The organism is Aquibacillus saliphilus (assembly GCF_020404745.1).
GTDB classification, from domain to species: domain Bacteria; phylum Bacillota; class Bacilli; order Bacillales; family Amphibacillaceae; genus Aquibacillus; species Aquibacillus saliphilus.
In genome coordinates this window covers 16,611-33,537 of the sequence record NZ_JAIZAP010000018.1, presented here as the reverse complement: position 1 = coordinate 33,537, position 16,927 = coordinate 16,611, and the positions used below count along the sequence as shown (strand labels likewise).

Annotated in this window: 17 protein-coding genes and 2 riboswitches; of the genes, 6 read left to right on the top strand and 11 right to left on the bottom strand. The window is 34.5% G+C overall.

Annotated elements, in window-relative coordinates; genetic code table 11:
• Positions 1–22 precede the first annotated feature (22 nt).
• From LD272_RS16715 to LD272_RS16705, 3 genes are all read left to right on the top strand, one after another.
• Positions 23–811 (top strand): HAD family hydrolase, encoded by a 789-nt coding sequence (locus tag LD272_RS16715; RefSeq protein WP_226037744.1) that lies wholly within the window; start codon positions 23–25, stop codon positions 809–811.
• Between the two features lie 570 nt (positions 812–1,381).
• On the top strand, positions 1,382–1,495 hold the full coding sequence (locus LD272_RS16710) for a YjcZ family sporulation protein (RefSeq protein ID WP_226037743.1): 114 nt from the start codon (positions 1,382–1,384) through the stop codon (positions 1,493–1,495).
• A 149-nt stretch (positions 1,496–1,644) separates the two neighbouring features.
• A complete protein-coding gene (locus tag LD272_RS16705) occupies positions 1,645–1,866 on the top strand; it encodes a hypothetical protein (RefSeq protein WP_226037742.1) in 222 nt (73 codons plus the stop codon).
• A gap of 337 nt (positions 1,867–2,203) precedes the next feature.
• Here LD272_RS16705 and LD272_RS16700 read toward each other — a convergent pair whose 3' ends face one another.
• The 3 genes from LD272_RS16700 to LD272_RS16690 form a co-directional block, all read right to left on the bottom strand.
• Positions 2,204–2,626, bottom strand: a complete 423-nt coding sequence (locus LD272_RS16700; protein ID WP_226037741.1) for a GNAT family N-acetyltransferase — start codon at positions 2,624–2,626, stop codon at positions 2,204–2,206.
• A gap of 172 nt (positions 2,627–2,798) precedes the next feature.
• Positions 2,799–2,963: a hypothetical protein gene (locus LD272_RS16695; RefSeq protein ID WP_226037740.1), complete on the bottom strand. Its 165-nt coding sequence runs from the start codon at positions 2,961–2,963 to the stop codon at positions 2,799–2,801.
• Positions 2,964–3,002: 39 nt separating this feature from the next.
• Positions 3,003–3,089: riboswitch (cyclic di-GMP riboswitch) on the bottom strand.
• Between the two features lie 185 nt (positions 3,090–3,274).
• Positions 3,275–3,354: riboswitch (cyclic di-GMP riboswitch) on the bottom strand.
• A gap of 8 nt (positions 3,355–3,362) precedes the next feature.
• A complete protein-coding gene (locus LD272_RS16690) occupies positions 3,363–3,926 on the bottom strand; it encodes a DNA-binding protein (RefSeq protein ID WP_226037739.1) in 564 nt (187 codons plus the stop codon).
• A 217-nt stretch (positions 3,927–4,143) separates the two neighbouring features.
• Between LD272_RS16690 and LD272_RS16685 the strand changes: the two genes are divergently transcribed.
• From LD272_RS16685 to LD272_RS16675, 3 genes are all read left to right on the top strand, one after another.
• Entirely contained in the window at positions 4,144–4,473 is a 330-nt protein-coding gene (locus LD272_RS16685) for a hypothetical protein (RefSeq protein ID WP_226037738.1), read from the top strand.
• 28 nt (positions 4,474–4,501) lie between these two features.
• Positions 4,502–4,753 (top strand): ATP-dependent metallopeptidase FtsH/Yme1/Tma family protein, encoded by a 252-nt coding sequence (locus LD272_RS16680; RefSeq protein ID WP_226037737.1) that lies wholly within the window; start codon positions 4,502–4,504, stop codon positions 4,751–4,753.
• A 399-nt stretch (positions 4,754–5,152) separates the two neighbouring features.
• On the top strand, positions 5,153–6,115 hold the full coding sequence (locus tag LD272_RS16675) for a D-2-hydroxyacid dehydrogenase (protein ID WP_226037736.1): 963 nt from the start codon (positions 5,153–5,155) through the stop codon (positions 6,113–6,115).
• Between the two features lie 68 nt (positions 6,116–6,183).
• Here LD272_RS16675 and LD272_RS16670 read toward each other — a convergent pair whose 3' ends face one another.
• From LD272_RS16670 to LD272_RS16635, 8 genes are all read right to left on the bottom strand, one after another.
• Entirely contained in the window at positions 6,184–7,716 is a 1,533-nt protein-coding gene (locus LD272_RS16670) for an alpha-N-arabinofuranosidase (protein ID WP_226037735.1), read from the bottom strand.
• A 29-nt stretch (positions 7,717–7,745) separates the two neighbouring features.
• A complete protein-coding gene (locus LD272_RS16665) occupies positions 7,746–9,236 on the bottom strand; it encodes an alpha-L-arabinofuranosidase C-terminal domain-containing protein (RefSeq protein ID WP_226037734.1) in 1,491 nt (496 codons plus the stop codon).
• Between the two features lie 30 nt (positions 9,237–9,266).
• Positions 9,267–10,082: an SDR family oxidoreductase gene (locus tag LD272_RS16660; protein ID WP_226037733.1), complete on the bottom strand. Its 816-nt coding sequence runs from the start codon at positions 10,080–10,082 to the stop codon at positions 9,267–9,269.
• 407 nt (positions 10,083–10,489) lie between these two features.
• Positions 10,490–11,830: an ABC transporter substrate-binding protein gene (locus LD272_RS16655; protein ID WP_226037732.1), complete on the bottom strand. Its 1,341-nt coding sequence runs from the start codon at positions 11,828–11,830 to the stop codon at positions 10,490–10,492.
• An 829-nt stretch (positions 11,831–12,659) separates the two neighbouring features.
• Positions 12,660–14,018 carry an ABC transporter substrate-binding protein gene (locus LD272_RS16650; RefSeq protein ID WP_226037731.1) on the bottom strand — a complete coding sequence of 453 codons (1,359 nt, stop codon included), beginning with the start codon at positions 14,016–14,018 and terminating at the stop codon, positions 12,660–12,662.
• Positions 14,019–14,704: 686 nt separating this feature from the next.
• On the bottom strand, positions 14,705–15,289 hold the full coding sequence (locus LD272_RS16645) for a class I SAM-dependent methyltransferase (RefSeq protein ID WP_226037730.1): 585 nt from the start codon (positions 15,287–15,289) through the stop codon (positions 14,705–14,707).
• A gap of 101 nt (positions 15,290–15,390) precedes the next feature.
• The gene (locus LD272_RS16640; protein WP_226037729.1) at positions 15,391–16,029 is read right to left on the bottom strand and encodes a trimeric intracellular cation channel family protein; all 639 of its coding nucleotides are present in this window, start codon (positions 16,027–16,029) and stop codon (positions 15,391–15,393) included.
• A 199-nt stretch (positions 16,030–16,228) separates the two neighbouring features.
• The gene (locus LD272_RS16635; protein WP_226037728.1) at positions 16,229–16,828 is read right to left on the bottom strand and encodes a YitT family protein; all 600 of its coding nucleotides are present in this window, start codon (positions 16,826–16,828) and stop codon (positions 16,229–16,231) included.
• Between the last annotated feature and the right edge of the window lie 99 nt (positions 16,829–16,927).

The window sequence follows — 16,927 nt, the reverse complement described above, 5'->3', positions numbered from 1 at the left end:
AAACTTACCTGAGGAGAATTTGATGAGCAAATATAAAATTTTATTTTTAGACATTGACGGAACAATACTACAGCCTGACCACACAATTCAAGAATCGACGATAGACGCAATCAACCAAGTTACAAATCAAGGTATTGAGGTTGTTCTCGCGACTGGCCGACCACTTCATGAAGTCTCAAGTATTGCCAACAAGCTTAATATCAGGTCATTTATTGGATATAATGGAGCATTTGCAACATATAAAAACAAAAATATTCTCGACAAACCAATGAGCCCCGATACAATTAAATTTTATTTGGAGGTTGCTAAAAAACATGGTCATGAAATAGTTCTTTATACGAGAAGTAAAAATACTTTCACAACAATTGATGCACCAGTAGTTAAACAATTTATTGATTCATTCAAACTAGAAAAAAATGAACCCTTTTCTAACGATGTGATTGATGAGATTCTAGGAATAACATTAATAAACTTAAACGAAAGTGAACCATCTCTTTATTATACAAGTGATGATATTTACTTTTCTCAAGTAAACGTTCCAGGATTAACGCATAGTTACGATGTAATACGCGAAAATGTTAACAAAGGTCATTCAGTTAAAGCGATTTTAGAACACTTAGAAATTCCTAAGGAAAGCGCAATCGCCTTTGGTGATGGAATGAATGATAAGGAAATGTTGCGATACGTTGGAGAAGGATTCGCGATGGGTAATGGACACCCTGATATCTTTCAATATGCAAAACATAGAACAACTGGTGTTACCGACTCCGGTATATTTAATGGGTTAAAAGCTCTCAACTTAGTAAAGTAATATTATTTGAATTTACCTTATGCAGCAATTGTTGCATAAGGTCATCCCAACTATTTGCGGATGACAACTTTCAAAAAATCAGTATTATGACGCTGGATTTGGACGCAGCCTAACCTTGTCAAAAATTATCCACTCAAAACCAATTTATAATTTCCTAAGCAATAAATAAGCATAAAAAAGCCAAAATACGGGGATATTTTGGCTTTTTTATGCTAGCAAATACGTAGCAGACACCTTATCAAAATAAACGGAGAGTAAAGAAATTTCTCGTTAACACATTGATCTCTATCTTTACAAATTAAATTTAACATAGTATTGGAAGTTCATCATTATTTTTGTAAGAGTTTCTTACATGTTTTTTTAAAAATTCACTTATTTTAATATATATAAATAAATTGTAATTATGAAATTGACTCTTATAAGTCATTAAAAATGTCTTTTCGTATTCGAATAAATTATTACTAGTCGGTTAAATCAAGCCTGTTTTAGTTATAAATAGTCTCTAGCCCTCAACCATTACCATAAATGTCATAACTTATAGTAATCAAGATAATAAGGTGGTGATTTCAAGTGAGTTACTATGATGGTTATGATGCTGGTGCTGGATATGGCGCTGGAGGCGGTTTTGCCTTGATTGTCGTCCTATTTATCTTGTTGATTATAGTTGGCGCATCTTTCTATTAATAAAAATTTGTACCACACCTCTTGTAAAATAACAGAGGAAGTTTAACCTTCCTCTGTTTTGAAAATGGATAATACTATAGCTTTATCATCACCAAGTACTATAAATTATGATAGTATAGAATAGAAATTACTTCAGAGGTGAGTTAAAAATGGAAAAAAAACAAGAAAAGAAACTATCAGGGTTACATACATTCGTAGCATTACTATTGCTTTTTATGGCTGCAGTTACTAAAACAATAGATCCATTATACTTTATAGCTGTTTTTTTCTTTTATCTAGCTTTAGTACAACTCCTTTCAAAAAAAGGAATCAAATTAATTATTTTCTATAGCTTATTAGCAGTATTTATATGGATTTGGGCTGCTATATAAAAGGATGATGCCAGTTGAATTAATTATTCACTCTCTTTTGTGGTGATAAATACTTCGTGAAATAAGCGCCTAGTAGTATCAAACAAACGGTTAAAAACCAGCTTATTATTCCCAAGAAATTAAAAAAGTAAGCTACGATATTAATAATAGCAATTAAATAAAAGCAAATGGATGTTAGAGCACTTTTAAACCCTCTAACAGCTGACTGTTGTCTTTTTTTCATATTAAAATATAAAGAGAAAAACAAAATGATAATCAACAACAACCATACGAAAGTGAAATTCAAGTTAAAATCCCTCCTTTTTAAACGGCTTTCCTCTGCGTGTAAGTTATTTAATTAAATGATAAGGTCTTTTTTCATATAATATTGATTGTGCCCCTTTGGATGGTCCTCCACAATCCCGATTACCTCGTATCCTAGTTTTCTATAAAAACCGGGCGCTTGGAAACTAAATGTATCCAAAATAATGAAACGACAACCTTTAACAATTGCCAGTTCCTTTATTTCATTCATTAACGTGCTTCCGTATCCGTAGTGTCTGAGTTCCTCTTTTACCCACAAGAAATCAATGTGCATATGAAACCAGTACATCGTTGCTGTAACACCACCAACTATGTTTTCTTCATCGTCTCTTAAGACAAAACTAGTATTCTCAAATGGCGTTTTAGATTCTTTGGACAACTGTTGTAGATTATGTTCAATAACTTTTTTCTTTATAAAGTCACTATCTGCTTGAACCCATTGTTTATCAATTTTCATATAATTCCTCTTTTACCATCGATTTTATCATTCAATCTATCAGCATGTTATTTTTAGTTTTTCATTATAGCCAGAAAACACGAAAACGCGGGTGGGGTAGGCGCCGAAGCCGGACGTGGCAAAGCTTAGGAATTAATTGCCTAGACCATAAAAAAAGCGTCCTGTTGGACACTTAGAATTTAAACATACATTGTAAGGCTGATTTTTCATGGTAATTAATCTGGTTTTTAAGGTTGGATTTGGACGGTTGATTACTATCTTCTTCCAATGTCATTTTCAACTTCTGGAATTTTACGATGTGCCAGTTGTATTTCATACGAAAATATAATTTCTTCATATTAATCTCCTTCAAATCCATAAACCGACGGAGTCCGTATTCGGGAACTGGCTAGCATAGTCATTCAAGACGTTAGCTCCTATAGCTTTGCGTCACCACTTTTCAGCGATTTTGCCATTTCGTACAATTTATGAAGTAGTATATTATACATTCTATTATCCTAGATAATAAGGAGGTTGATAATAGTCTTTTTCGCTCATTTATTTACCAATAAAATACATCAATGACGCTAAACTTATGAATAATGTACCAAAAAAGACACTCCGAAGAGCGCCTAAAAGATGTCATCAACTGGTTATAACCTTCCATTCTATAGTAACCGGCTACCATAGATTTCCGTAGGCCCTTGGCTTTGCGTCATTGTTTTTCAACAATTTTGCCCTTGTATAGGTATGGGAATTATTCATATCTAATTCGATTATACTTCCGTCTAACACTAGTAGTAGTTCGCTCTAACTTCTTTCCTATATACTCAAAGTTAGTACCAGTAGACAGTAAATGTAACATGAGTTTGACTTCGTCCGTCGTCCAGGACTTGTAATTATTCTTCTTTTTGATCAATCTTTCTTTTTCTACCCAATTTGGTTCAGGAACAATAGTTTTTTGTTCAATTTTCGAGAAATCAACCTTATCTTTATTAGCAAATGCCCAAACCCAAAATTGTTGCTGACTAACAAAATAAAATTTCCTAGTTGATCTTGTTATCCTTCTTTTACAAGGCAGTCCATGATTTTCTATCCACAATTTAACCGTTTTAGCATCTACTTGTAATAGATTACTAAGCTGGTGCATGGTAAGATCTCCAGAAAATGATTTTGTATTTGCTAATCCTAAACGCTTCAATTTCAGTACAACGGCCATTTCTGTTCGCTCTAGTTTATTAGCCATTGTTGAAATTTTAACTAAACCAAGATTCTCTCTAATATATTGAACTTCTTCCTCAGCCCACTTCTTTCTTCTCATGATTAACTCCTTTTCATTCTTAAAATTCTAAGAATGAAAGGCTAACTCATGATGACACTTATATGCAATATACCATTGAATGAATAAACATTAAACTGCGTTAGAGAAAAAACTCTTTTAATTGACATAATTAGAATGAGGTTCTTATTAATAGTTTAAACGTCAGGTATAATCTAACGTTCATCTCATAAAATTTACTAATGATGGAGGTGAGAAAATGATCTCTTTTGCTAGTGGCCAAGCTGCATGGTCAAGCTTGCATAAGGATATTTGTATTATCATTGGTGAGAGTAAAGAACCTGATCACTCCTACTATGCGGTTATGAGAAAAAAACAAGTTGATGATCTTGTTATACATTTAATTAATCAACGATATTTAAGTGCCTACGTTTACCGATGCGGAAACTGTAAATCAGAAATAGATAGTTCTATTGATCAAACGTGTGCCATTTGCGGCTGGGTAATTTGTTCGAGTTGCGGTACTTGTAAAAGCAAGAAGTGTGAATCAAAAGGTTTCCTGCTCGGAAGTCCAAATGGAATATTTTAATTTTCATCAAGTAAAGGAGGGGACGATAATGCTACTATTAATACTACTTGGATTGCTCGCGATTATAGCGATAATCTTTTTATTCTTTCGGAGAAGTCAAGACACGATTGTTCAAACAATTGCCTTTAATAAATTTTTAGATTATAAAACGAATGAACAAGTTGTTAATTCAAAAGACGATGATAAGGGGGTAATTGACACCATAAATGATTTTTTTGATGGACCTGGTGGCAATAGCGGAGGCGGTGACTCTGATGGTGATGGTGGAGATGACCTTTAGATTTATTCAATCAGGATTATATATCAAACAGATTTAACTAATTTTAATATAGATAAATCTGCCTCCGCTACGTACTCATCGAATAGCCAATTTATTATTTCCTTTTCTAAACTTAGATAATATAACTGCTACTGTGATTAATCCTGCAACTTCACCGTGGAAATATTAAAAACTGCAACCGCCACATCATAACAACCAATAATATATGCTGCATCCTCTTCTCGACTTAAGGGGCATTTAATGATCACATCAGTTATTGAAGTCAGGCTTGCTGAAATTCTTAAATGAATACCTTAAGAGCACAAGTGACTTTGGTACTTACATACCATCTCGATGGGTGAGCATAGATTGGTCACTCATGGTAAAATAGGATAAATAAAGTTAAAAAGAGGTGTATGTATGACTAAAAGGAAAATAGTTATTGCCGAGAATCTTAATCAAGATCTCCTTAGATTAATCAAAGAGGCTATTCCTGATTGGGAAATCATTGCGGGTAAAGAAAAAAAATCTTGGGAAAACCATGTACATGATGCAGAAGTGATTGCTGGTTGGAAAAAAGAAATGGAAAGTCCCTGCTTAGCATCAGAATCAAATTTACAATGGATCCAAAGTTGGAGCGCAGGTGTGGATAGTTATCCTTTAGATGCAATAGCTGAAAAAAATATTCATTTAACTAGTGCCAATGGTGTACATGCATTTCCGATATCTGAAACAATCTTCGGTCTTATGTTAGCGTTAACAAGAAAAATTCATACATATGTCCAGAATCAAAAGCTAAAGCAATGGAATCACGCTGGCTTAAATCTCGAAATGCACGAAAAAACGATTGGCATTCTAGGTATCGGTGCTATTGGAAAAGAAACTGCTAAGATTGCTAAAGCCTTTGGCATGAAAGTAATCGGCGTTAGACATTCTGGAAAACCGGAACAAAATGTAGATCGAATGGTCACAACGGACTATTTAAACGAAATTCTACCAGCCTGTGATTATGTCGCCGTAACTTTACCACTTACTAAAGACACTTATCATCTTTTTGGCGAAGAACAGTTTAATTTAATGAAACAATCAAGCTTTTTTATTAATATTGCACGTGGTGAAATAGTTGATGAAAAAGCCCTAATTGATGCTCTTGATAATAATAATATTGCCGGTGCTGGACTAGATGTATTTGAAACCGAGCCATTGGAGAGGGAAAGTCCGTTATGGGATTTTGAAAATGTGATTATCACGCCACATTCTGCAGGTTCGAATGAGCATTATGACAAGCGTGTCGTAAGTGATATACTTATCCCTAATCTGTTAAGCTACACAAACGGGGAAAAACCGTCCATTAACTTAGTTGATTTTTCAAAAGGTTACTAACAAATAGGGTCAAATTTCCTTTGTGGAATTTGACCCTATTGCAACCTCTTTTTCACTTAACATTAAATTTAGTTGATTTCTAACACAAGCACTGACTTTGCCGGGATCGTGAATCTAATTTTATTCTCCTCGACTTTGAAATTCTTAAATTCAGTCGGTTTAATATTCTCTGGTTGTTCAAAAGTATTATGTGCGTTCATCTTATCAGAAGTTAGCACGCGTCCTGTCACCGTCGAGCTACTTTTGACACCTTCTATGTCTAATTGAACTTCTTCATCTTTGTTAGGATCTATATTACAAATAGACACATTTATTTTGCCAGACTCATCCTTTGATGCTGATCCATTAAGCATAGGTAAACGTTCTTCACCATAGCTGTAAAAAGGACTACCAATGTTAATAGGAAGTAATGTTTGATCCTGATGTACTTTATACATTTCAAAAACATGATAGGAAGGTGTAACAATCATCTTTTCCGCTTCTGTCAGAATCATCGACTGTAATACATTGACCACTTGAGCAATATTTGCCATATGAACACGATCAGAGTGGTTATTAAAAATATTTAAGTTAATTCCAGCAATAATCGCATCCCTCAATGTATTTTGCTGATATAAAAAACCAGGATTTGTGCCCGGTTCAACTTTAAACCAAGTGCCCCACTCATCAATAATAATCCCCACTTCTTTGTCTGGATCGTATTTATCCATAATAGCCGAATGGTTAACAATAATTTCCTCAATTTTCATTGTTCTTTTGATATAATCAAACCATAATTCTTCATCAAATTCAGTAGCTAGTGTGTAATTTGCTCGATTACGTGTGTAGTAATGTAGACTTAAGCCATTCATTTCAGGTCGATGATAATCCCAAATATTTTCAATAATTTCGTCTGGAACAGGTTCATTACTTCCCATTCCTTCTCTCATCATCACTTCTGTCCAGTGGTAATCAGCTTCTTGAGGTCCACAACCAATTTTATAGATTTCGTTTCCTGATAAATTCTTGACATATGTTTGGTAATTACGGTATTTATCAGCATAATACTCTACACGCATTTTTCCACCGCAGCCCCAATTTTCATTACCAATCCCAAAATATTTTAGTTTCCACGGCTTGTCTCGGCCGTTTTTCTTTCTCAATTTGGCCATCGGTGACTCCCCGTCAAATGTTAGGTATTCGACCCATTCTTGCATCTCCTGTACCGTTCCACTGCCGACATTACCACATATATATGGTTCGGTATCTAGTTGTTCACATAAATCCATAAACTCATGGGTACCAAAATGATTATTTTCTGTCACTTTACCCCAGTTTGTGTTTACGATAGTCGGTCGGTCTTCACGTGGTCCAATTCCGTCCTTCCAATGGTACTCATCTGCAAAGCATCCACCAGGCCACCTTAAATTTGGAATATTAATCTTTTTCAATGCTGCCACAACATCATTTCTAATTCCACGTGTATTCGGAATCGGAGAATCTTCTCCTACCCAAATTCCTTCATAGATACACCGACCTAAATGTTCAGCAAAATGTCCATATATATGTTTACTAATTGTTTGGCCGCAATTATTCTTATCAATATTAATCATTGATGTCATTTACTATCACTCCTGTATTTTATAGTTTATTACCTTAGTACAAGTACATTTACTGAATGAGGTGCAACGTTAATTGTTAATCCATCATCCTTTATCGGAATCTGCTTTTCGTCAATTGAAACCTCATTCGGATGCTCAACGTCATTATAAGCATCCTTAGAGTCAGCTAAAACACTATACAACTTGGCTTGATTAAAAGAAGAAAGTTGATTCGTCCTAAAAGTGACTTCTTTCGCCTGATCAGGATGTCTGTTAACGATTGAAATACTAACTTGACTATCTTTCTCCTGTTTTGTAGCAACGATATCAAGACTTGGTATATCGATGGCGTTTCCTTCTTTTTCCACAGTAAATGAATCAGAATAACTTACCCATGAATCAATCACTTGGTCTCCCATATATTTTGTGAATAGCTCAAATACAAAATAGGTAGACCGCAATACAATACCATCTGGGTGGGTGAAAATAGCTCCTCTAGTGTTAACGGTTGGTGAAAAATTAGCCATGCCTACCACATCGCAATGTTTCAAACACTGGTTTAAGAAACAGGCAGTAAATACTGCATCAGCCATTGTATAACTAGCATTTAAATCATTTTTATCTCGTGGAGATAAATAATCTTCAGTAGCAGAGTTTACATGTGGATGATGCCATCCTCTTAAATTCCATTCATCAAAAGCAATACGAATCTTTCCAAGGTAGCCCAATGAACCAAGAATATGCTTTGTCTTTAAAATCGGAGGTTCAATTTCTAATGTATATGTCATACAAGTTTCATAGTCCGATAACTCATTCGATTCATTTAGCGTATCCCAGTATCCATGAATGGAGATCCAATCTAAGTATTTACCCGCTTCTCTCAAAAGATTAAGATTCCAATCAAGATCAGATATACTTGCTGCAAAAAGCTCAATCGAAGGGTCCACACGTTTCATCATTTTTGCAGATTCGCGCACAAAGCGGCCCCATTCTTTTAGATCTTTCGCGCCCATTTCCCAATCACCATAGTTTTCATTGCCGATGCTCCAATACTTGACATGGAACGGGTCTCTATGTCCGTTTTCAGCGCGTAAATTAGCCCATTTTCCTTGGTCCTTTAGGTTGCAGTATTCGACCCAGTCACTCATATCCTCTGACGAACCAGTACCTGCATTCGTACAAATATAAGGTTCGGCACCTATCTTTTTAGAAAAAGAAACAAATTCATCAGTACCAAACTGATTGCTTTCTTCTACACGCCACGCCTTATCAAAAAACGGCACTCGGTATTTCCCAACGCCATCTTTCCATGGATAGTTAGAAACAAAACAACCACCAGGCCAACGAACTATTGGTATGTTTATATTAGTTAGTGCTTCTATTACATCAGTCCTAAAACCCTCATCATCAGACAGAGAGTTACCTGGATCATATAGACCTCCATATATTTGACGATGGAAATGTTCGATGAAATGTCCATAAATCATTTCATTTCTGTTTCCTAAGATTCTATTTGAATTAATATCAACCGTTGTTTTCATCCCTTTCCCCCTCTCCTAAATAAAATCAAATTATTTCCACAGTCTTAATCTTAAGTAATCAACATCATTACCTTTTCTAACTTGATTCTTTAATTCTTCGATATCGTCATAAACGGTTACTATCCTTCCTGAAAAAGCATCTAGGTCACCTGAAGAAAGATGAAAAGCCCATTCGGGTGCTTGATTTGGAGGCACATCAATGTTTTGTTCAAATAATGACTCGATCCCACTTAAGTACTGATTGCCTACATCAGAATCACGTTGATAACGAGTCATATCAGTATCATTTAACCCAGGGTCTAAAGCAAAAACCTTGATTGGCGTTTGCTCGAGTTCAGCAGCTAGATTTTCTGTGAATCTAGCAACACCAGTCTTCGAGGTACCGTAACCATTCCCATACTTAAACGCACCAATTGTACCGCCACCTGCTAAGTTTATGATTCTACCAAACTTCTGTTTCAACATAACTGGAATTACCGCTTGTACACTGTGAAACGTTCCAAATAGATTTGTTTGCACATCGTTGATCCAATCCTCTTTTTCGACCTCCCAAGTCGGACCAATTGCCATAAATGCACCAGCATTATTTATCCAAACATCAATCTGCCCATATTCCTTCAATACATAACTTACAAGGTTCTCAATGTCAGTAGGCTTGGTCACATCCATTACCTTAGTTGTACTTGTTGGTGATAATTTTTTCAGTTCTTCTTCTAGGTCATTTAACTTTTCTTGATTTCTCCCAGTTCCAATCACCAAATAATCTCTTTCAGCAAAATATAAAGCTATATTTCTACCAATCCCTCTACTTGCACCTGTAACAACTACTATTGATTTACTCTTCATTTTTCAGTTCTCCTCCTAAAATTATATTGTGTAATCGCCAACATTTTAAAAGGAACCTTTGTATCCCATTTTCCCTCTTAACATAAAGATTTTCCATCTTCACCAACATAGCTTGAACGTCGCCCTCTTACTTATCTACATTTGGGGTACTTGAGCCTAAACGTACAAAGTTCCGTCATGTTTTATGTACTTACTTTTATCAAAGACGGCCAGGTTGGATTTTAAAACTTATACGTATAAATAATTAATGCCTTATAATTATCTTCTTCACAAGTATTAATTATCCTTCATCCTTTTTATAGTTTCTTTTCTATATGCTGAAATGATTTATCATGATTACCCATAACTTTACCAACAGTAAAAATTACAAGGTACATAATGTACCTTGCAATTTAATCTAATCTCACTTATTGCATATTTCCTTCTATTGTTTCTTGAGCTCGGTTTAAGGATTCTTCAGGTGTTAGATCTTGCTGTCTAAGAACTTCAGGTAATACGTTTGTATTCATCTCTGTTCCAACATCCGGAGTATGCTCTGTAATGTTTACTGCATTGATTTCATCTCTGATATCTAGTAACGTATCAAAGATATCATCACCGAAGAACTGATAAAACTTATTATCTGCTGCCATTGCTTCACTTTCCCATACATCCCAACGTGGAGGGTCAAATCCTAAGACTTCCCACAGTTTAATATTAGATTCTTTAGTAAGCTTAGCAAATGCAAGGAAGTCTTTGGCAAGTTCAGGGTGTTCGGTTTGGTTGGTAACAACTGTACCTGTTCCACCCATACCAGCTGAACGGTTACCACCTTCTTCCCAAGCAGGCATTGGACGTACAACCATTTTTCCTTCAAGGTCTGTCATGTAATCTGTGAATCGACCCATATACCACATTGGCATTGTGACGGATGCTGCTCCACCATCATTCATATATGAGTAAAATTCTTCTGCGTGCGGCTCCCCACCTGGGGTTAGCTCAGCAATTTCAGATTCATATACCATATCGTATAAAAATTGAAGGGTGTCAATATTAGCTTGATTGTTGACTGTTAGGTTTCCTTCTTCATCAAACCAATCAGAATCCCTCTGACTTACAAGCTGCCACGTTGGTAAGTAATCCCCCGTAGAGACAGTTGTCATTTTAGCATCTGTATTTGCAACCACTTGTTTTCCAGCCTCAACATAATCATCCCATGTCACGATTGAATCAATATCAACTCCTGCTTCATCCATAATTTCTGTATTGTAATAAACTACTGATGCACCAACGTGTGTTGGCATACCGTAATAGTTACCATCTTTAGAGTAAATTTCAAAGCGTGATTGAATAAAGTTTTCCATTTCTGGTTCAATATATTCATTCATTGGTAACAATTGTGGTTCACCCTCTAAATAGTTAGGGAAACGACCAATTTCAATATCTGCTAAGTCTGGTCCACCTGTTCCAGATTGAATAGCCAATAGTAAGTTATTATGCATTTGATCAAATGGATATGTCTCTGCAACTAATTTGATAGCCCTATCCGAATTTTCTTCATTCCAACGTGTTACAGCATCTTTAAAAAATTCAGTATGTAATTCATTGAAATTCCAAAAAGTAAGTTCCGTTGCGTTTTCTACATCGTCCCCAATTACTTCTGATGCGTCAGCTTCTGAGGCGGTTTCACTTTCGTCTCCTCCACCACAAGCCACTAAAAATAATGCCATTAATCCAAATAATGCTGTTATTAAAATTTTCTTATTCATAACAATGCCCCCATAATATATTCTTCATTTTTATATGAATTTAAAAACATCCAACGTTTAACCCTATCACCTCCTTAAAGATAGTAAAAATTTAAAGCGCTTACAAATTTAAGGGGTTAAATTGTCTTTAATAGACAACTAAAGGAAATATAAACTCCAAGGTTAAATAGTGCTTGTCCCACAATATAGTAATCGCTTACAAATAACAACAAATAATTAACGCAGCTAATTTATCAGTAACTTTAAATCTAAACAGATGCGTACAAGTTGTTCATTTATTAATAAAATACGGGTGAAAAAAGTACGTTTATTTAGTATCAACCTATCATCTTATTGAATTTACGTCAATAGTAAATAAAACGAAAAACAGTATTTTATTGATGATAAAATACAAAAAAATCTATAGAAAACCTATCGGAACTCTTAGATAATCAGTGTTTGCAAAGTATTGCTGATTACTCGACAATTAGATTATTTTCATTAACAAAATATACGTACACCTTCTAAGTCAAAGGTGTACGTATATTTTAAGATTATTTAACATTAATCATAAACATGTTAGCTTCCTTTTAAGTAAAAAACACATCACTATTTCAATTGACGTGATAATAATCTGTTATTTCCAGTCTGAAGTATCTTAAACGGAACTCGCGAACAATACCATCGCTCTTTGAAGGGTTAATAAGCTATTTTATACTTTTAAATTTCATATGAAACATCAGCTTATTAAAATTGAATTTATACGTTTTTACATTTAAGAATTCAAAAAGCAGTAGTGTAAACCAATATACTGGTCCACACTACTACTCTATGATTTGATTAGCTTCCTTTACTGCATATTTGCTTCAATCGTTTCTTGTGCTTGATTCAATGCTTCTTCAGCTGTTTGAGACTGTTGCCTTAGAACACTGTCAAACACATTTGTATTAATTTCTGTTGCCACATCAGGAGTATGCTCAGTAATATTAACTGCATTGATCTCGTCTCTTACGGAGAGAAGTGTATCAAAAATATCATCCCCAAAGAATTGATAAAACTTGTTATCTTGTTGCACTGCTTCATCTTCCCAAACATCCCAACGCGGAGGATCAAAGCCAAGTACTTCCCATAGTTTAATATTAGCTTCTTTAGAAAGCTTTGCATATGCTAAAAATTCTTTAGCAAGCTCAGGTTCTTCAGTTTGGTTTGTGACTACGGTTCCTGTACCACCCATACCAGCTGAACGGTTACCGCCTTCTTCCCAAGCAGGTAATGGACGGACAACCATTTTTCCTTCAAGATCTGTCATGTAATCTGTGAATCGACCCATATACCACATTGGCATTGCAATTGAGGCAGATCCACCATCATTCATGTAAGCATAAAATTCTTCTGCATGTGGTTCTCCACCCGGAGTTAGCTCGGCAATTTCAGATTCATAGATCATATCGTGTAAAAATTGAAGGGTATCAATATTAGCTTGATTGTTTAAAGTTAAATTACCATCTGCATCAAACCAATCTGAGTCCCTTTGGCTAATCATTTGCCACATCGGTAAGTAATCCCCTGTAGCAACTGTTGTCATCATGGCATCTGTATTAGCAACAACTTGTTTACCAGCTTCTACGTAATCGTCCCAAGTCACAATCGAATCGATATCCACGCCCGCTGCATCCATAATTTCAGTATTATAATACATTACAGAGGCCCCAACGTGTGTTGGCATTCCATAATAATTACCGTCTTTACCATAGATTTCAAAACGCGACTTAATAAAATTATCAATTTCAGGTTCAACATGGTCATTCATTGGTAACATTTGCGGCTCACCTTGTAAGTAGTTAGGAAAACGACTTATTTCAATATCAGATATATCTGGTGCGCCTGTTCCAGACTGTAAAGCCAATAGTAAGTTGTTATGCATCTGATCATATGGATAGGTTTCAGCTACTAATTTGATAGCTTTGTCTGGAAATTCTTCATTCCATCGAACTGCCGCCTCTTCAACGAATTCCATATGAAGCTCTACAAATGTCCAATATGATAATTCTGTGGCACCTTCAATGTCATCTCCAACAACAGATGAAGCATCTGCACCCGTGTCATCACCGCCCTCAGAACTAGTTTCACTATCATCACTTCCAGCACATGCTATTAAAACTAGTGCCATGAATCCAAATACTACAGCTATCAGCCATTTCTTATTCATATTTATACCCCCTGTTTATTTGCTCTTAACAAAAAACAAAATATAACCTATCATCTTTTTTTGCCTGCTTGCTCACCTCCTTTATTTATTGAAAATAAAACCTAATATATTGGATTAATAGGTTAAATAAATTATTAGTAAACGCTTACATAACAAAAGTAGTTTATAAAAAGAAGTCTAGTTTAAATATCTATTGTTTTTTAGATTACATCTGATTGAAAATAGGTTATCTATTGTAGAGTGGTGTATGTGAAGAGACTAATAGGTGCGTACATGTGAGTTTTTAAAAATTTTTTTCAAAAATTAACAGAACTATTATCTTAAATATTACACTATCACCTTATTGAAATTGCGTCAATAAAATTTTAAAAAATTCAGAGAAATATCAATTAGCATATTTTCATTTTATTAGTTATCTAGTTAGAATATTCAACACTTATATAGCTCATTTCTAAAAACAGAACATTATGTTCTTCTTGTAACTACTAGTTTGGAAATAAATTGTAGAAATGTAATTTATTTGGATGTGTACGTATAATCCATCATTATTAAAAAAGTGAGCTCAACTTGTCAGTATAAAGCCCCACAAAGAAAACTAACGACAAAAATAAAAAACAAACCCTCTCAGATCACAAAAGTAAGTGAAAAGGTTTGTTTTTATTTTGTAGATCTTAATTTAATTAAAATCATTCATTTATACATTCAATTGTTATAAATATCCCACCGTAAAATGAACTCTTTTTAGAAATTGAAAGCCCTGATTTTTCAACTAAGTCTAGCGTGTTGCGATTTAGATGACAGCCATCACAAACTTTTTTCCAGATGGGAGTCAAAATGTCCTGCATTTTACTTAAAAATTTATTATTAACTTTAACATGTTCAAGCAATAAGATCTTTGTACCAGGTTTACTCACCCGCTGAATTTCTTTTAGTGCGCTGTTTGGTTCTGGTATCGTACAAAAAACCAATGTACCAACAACTGAATCAAAGGTATTATCAGCGAACGGTAACTTTTCCGCACCGATTAAATAGGTTTGTATTACTGTAGATGACTCTTTATTAAGTGAGCGGTTTCGCATTGAAGGGTTAGGTTCAATTGCATCTACTCGAAGCGCGTTAGTATAATAGGGGAAATTAACCCCTGTTCCGGATCCTATTTCTAACACTCTACCCGAGGCATTATTAATCAATAACTTCCTAACTTTTTTTAGTTTAGTCCGCTCTAGTGGTTTCATTGCGATATCATACAGTTTTGGAAACAAATTCCCCATTGATTGTACACCCCTATACACCTCTATCGTATAGAGGTTAATGATAATCATTAAGTTTTCATCATTTATCTATTCTCATCTTACCATAATTTGTAATTTTTTTAAGACTCTAATTTCTGTTCAGAATTACCAATACTTTTTCTAACAACCGGTACATTCAACTGAAATTTCACCGACAAAACTCGGACGATAAAGGTTATAAGTAAACAGAGATATAGCGATAATACTGTTGGTATGACATTATATGTTAAAATTAAACTTATTGAACCAGCAATGGAAGCTATTCCGTAAATTTCTTTACGAAAGACAAAAGGGATCTCTTTTGCAAATACATCCCGCATGACTCCGCCTCCTATTCCAGTAACAAGCCCCATAGCAACAACAAGAAAAGGTTGATTGAAGTCTAGGTTAAGTGCTGCTTGAGCACCTACTGCAGTAAATACACCTAAACCAATTGCATCAAAAAATAGCATGCTGTGGTTCAACTGTGCGATTTTATCATAAAACAATAAGGTTATTATGCCTGCCGCTAAACTAACTAAAAAATACTGAGGATCAATCAAATTTTGAGGAGGGATATTACCAATCATGATATCTCGGATCACTCCCCCACCAAGTGATGTTGTAAAACATAAAAAAAGCACGCCAAATATATCTAATTGTTTGCGGATTCCAAGCAATGCTCCGGAAACGCCGAAAGCAATCGTGCCAATATATACAAATGTTTGGATTAAAGTCATGATAGCCTCCTACTTGACCTAACTAAAAAGCATTTTGTTAGCTCCTTCTGATTCTTGGTCTATATTTATACTGATAACCAGATTCAAACCTAAACAAGGAATGTAATTACATTCCTTGATACAATAACATTATCATTATCGTAAGTAAATAAAGCATAGTATTATTTATATAAGCAATAGATCTGTGATGAAGTATTGCTTACTGTACTGGATCTTGTTCCATATTCCAAGTACATAAACTTGTGAATATACCAACAAATATAATTGTTACAGTTGATAGAATAAACGCCTTGAAGGAAATCAGTAACCCTCCTAGACAGATGATAAGACTATCTAAAATGAAAATGGTAATTCCAATGTTAACTTTGTAAATTCTTGATAGAAACTGCGCTAAAAGATCAGTCCCTCCAGTGCTTGTTTTATAACGAAGCATGATTCCTATCCCTATTCCTATAAAAATTCCACCTAAAACAGCACTTAAAATAGATGAGAAATGAAACTTTGCTATAAGTGAATAGTGTAATTTGGATAAATAATCAATCATAAATGCAGATAACAACATTCCGTGCAAACTATTATAAAAATAATCTCGATGATAAACCCATGCTAAAATAAAAATAGGAATACTTAGACCAATAATAGCTAGTCCAGCTTGGATCCCAGTTAAATAGTTTACAATTAAACCAAGTCCAATCATACCGCCATCTAAAAGTTTAAAAGGAACTAGAAAAAAATTAATACCGATTGATAATAATATGCTTCCTAAAATTATTGTACTTATTTTTTTAATAAGAAACATAGCCTAATCATCTCCGAGATTTATTTGGACATGTTTAAACTATATGTAAAACATTATAATAATTGAACCTAGGATAACAATAAATATCTAACTGTGATA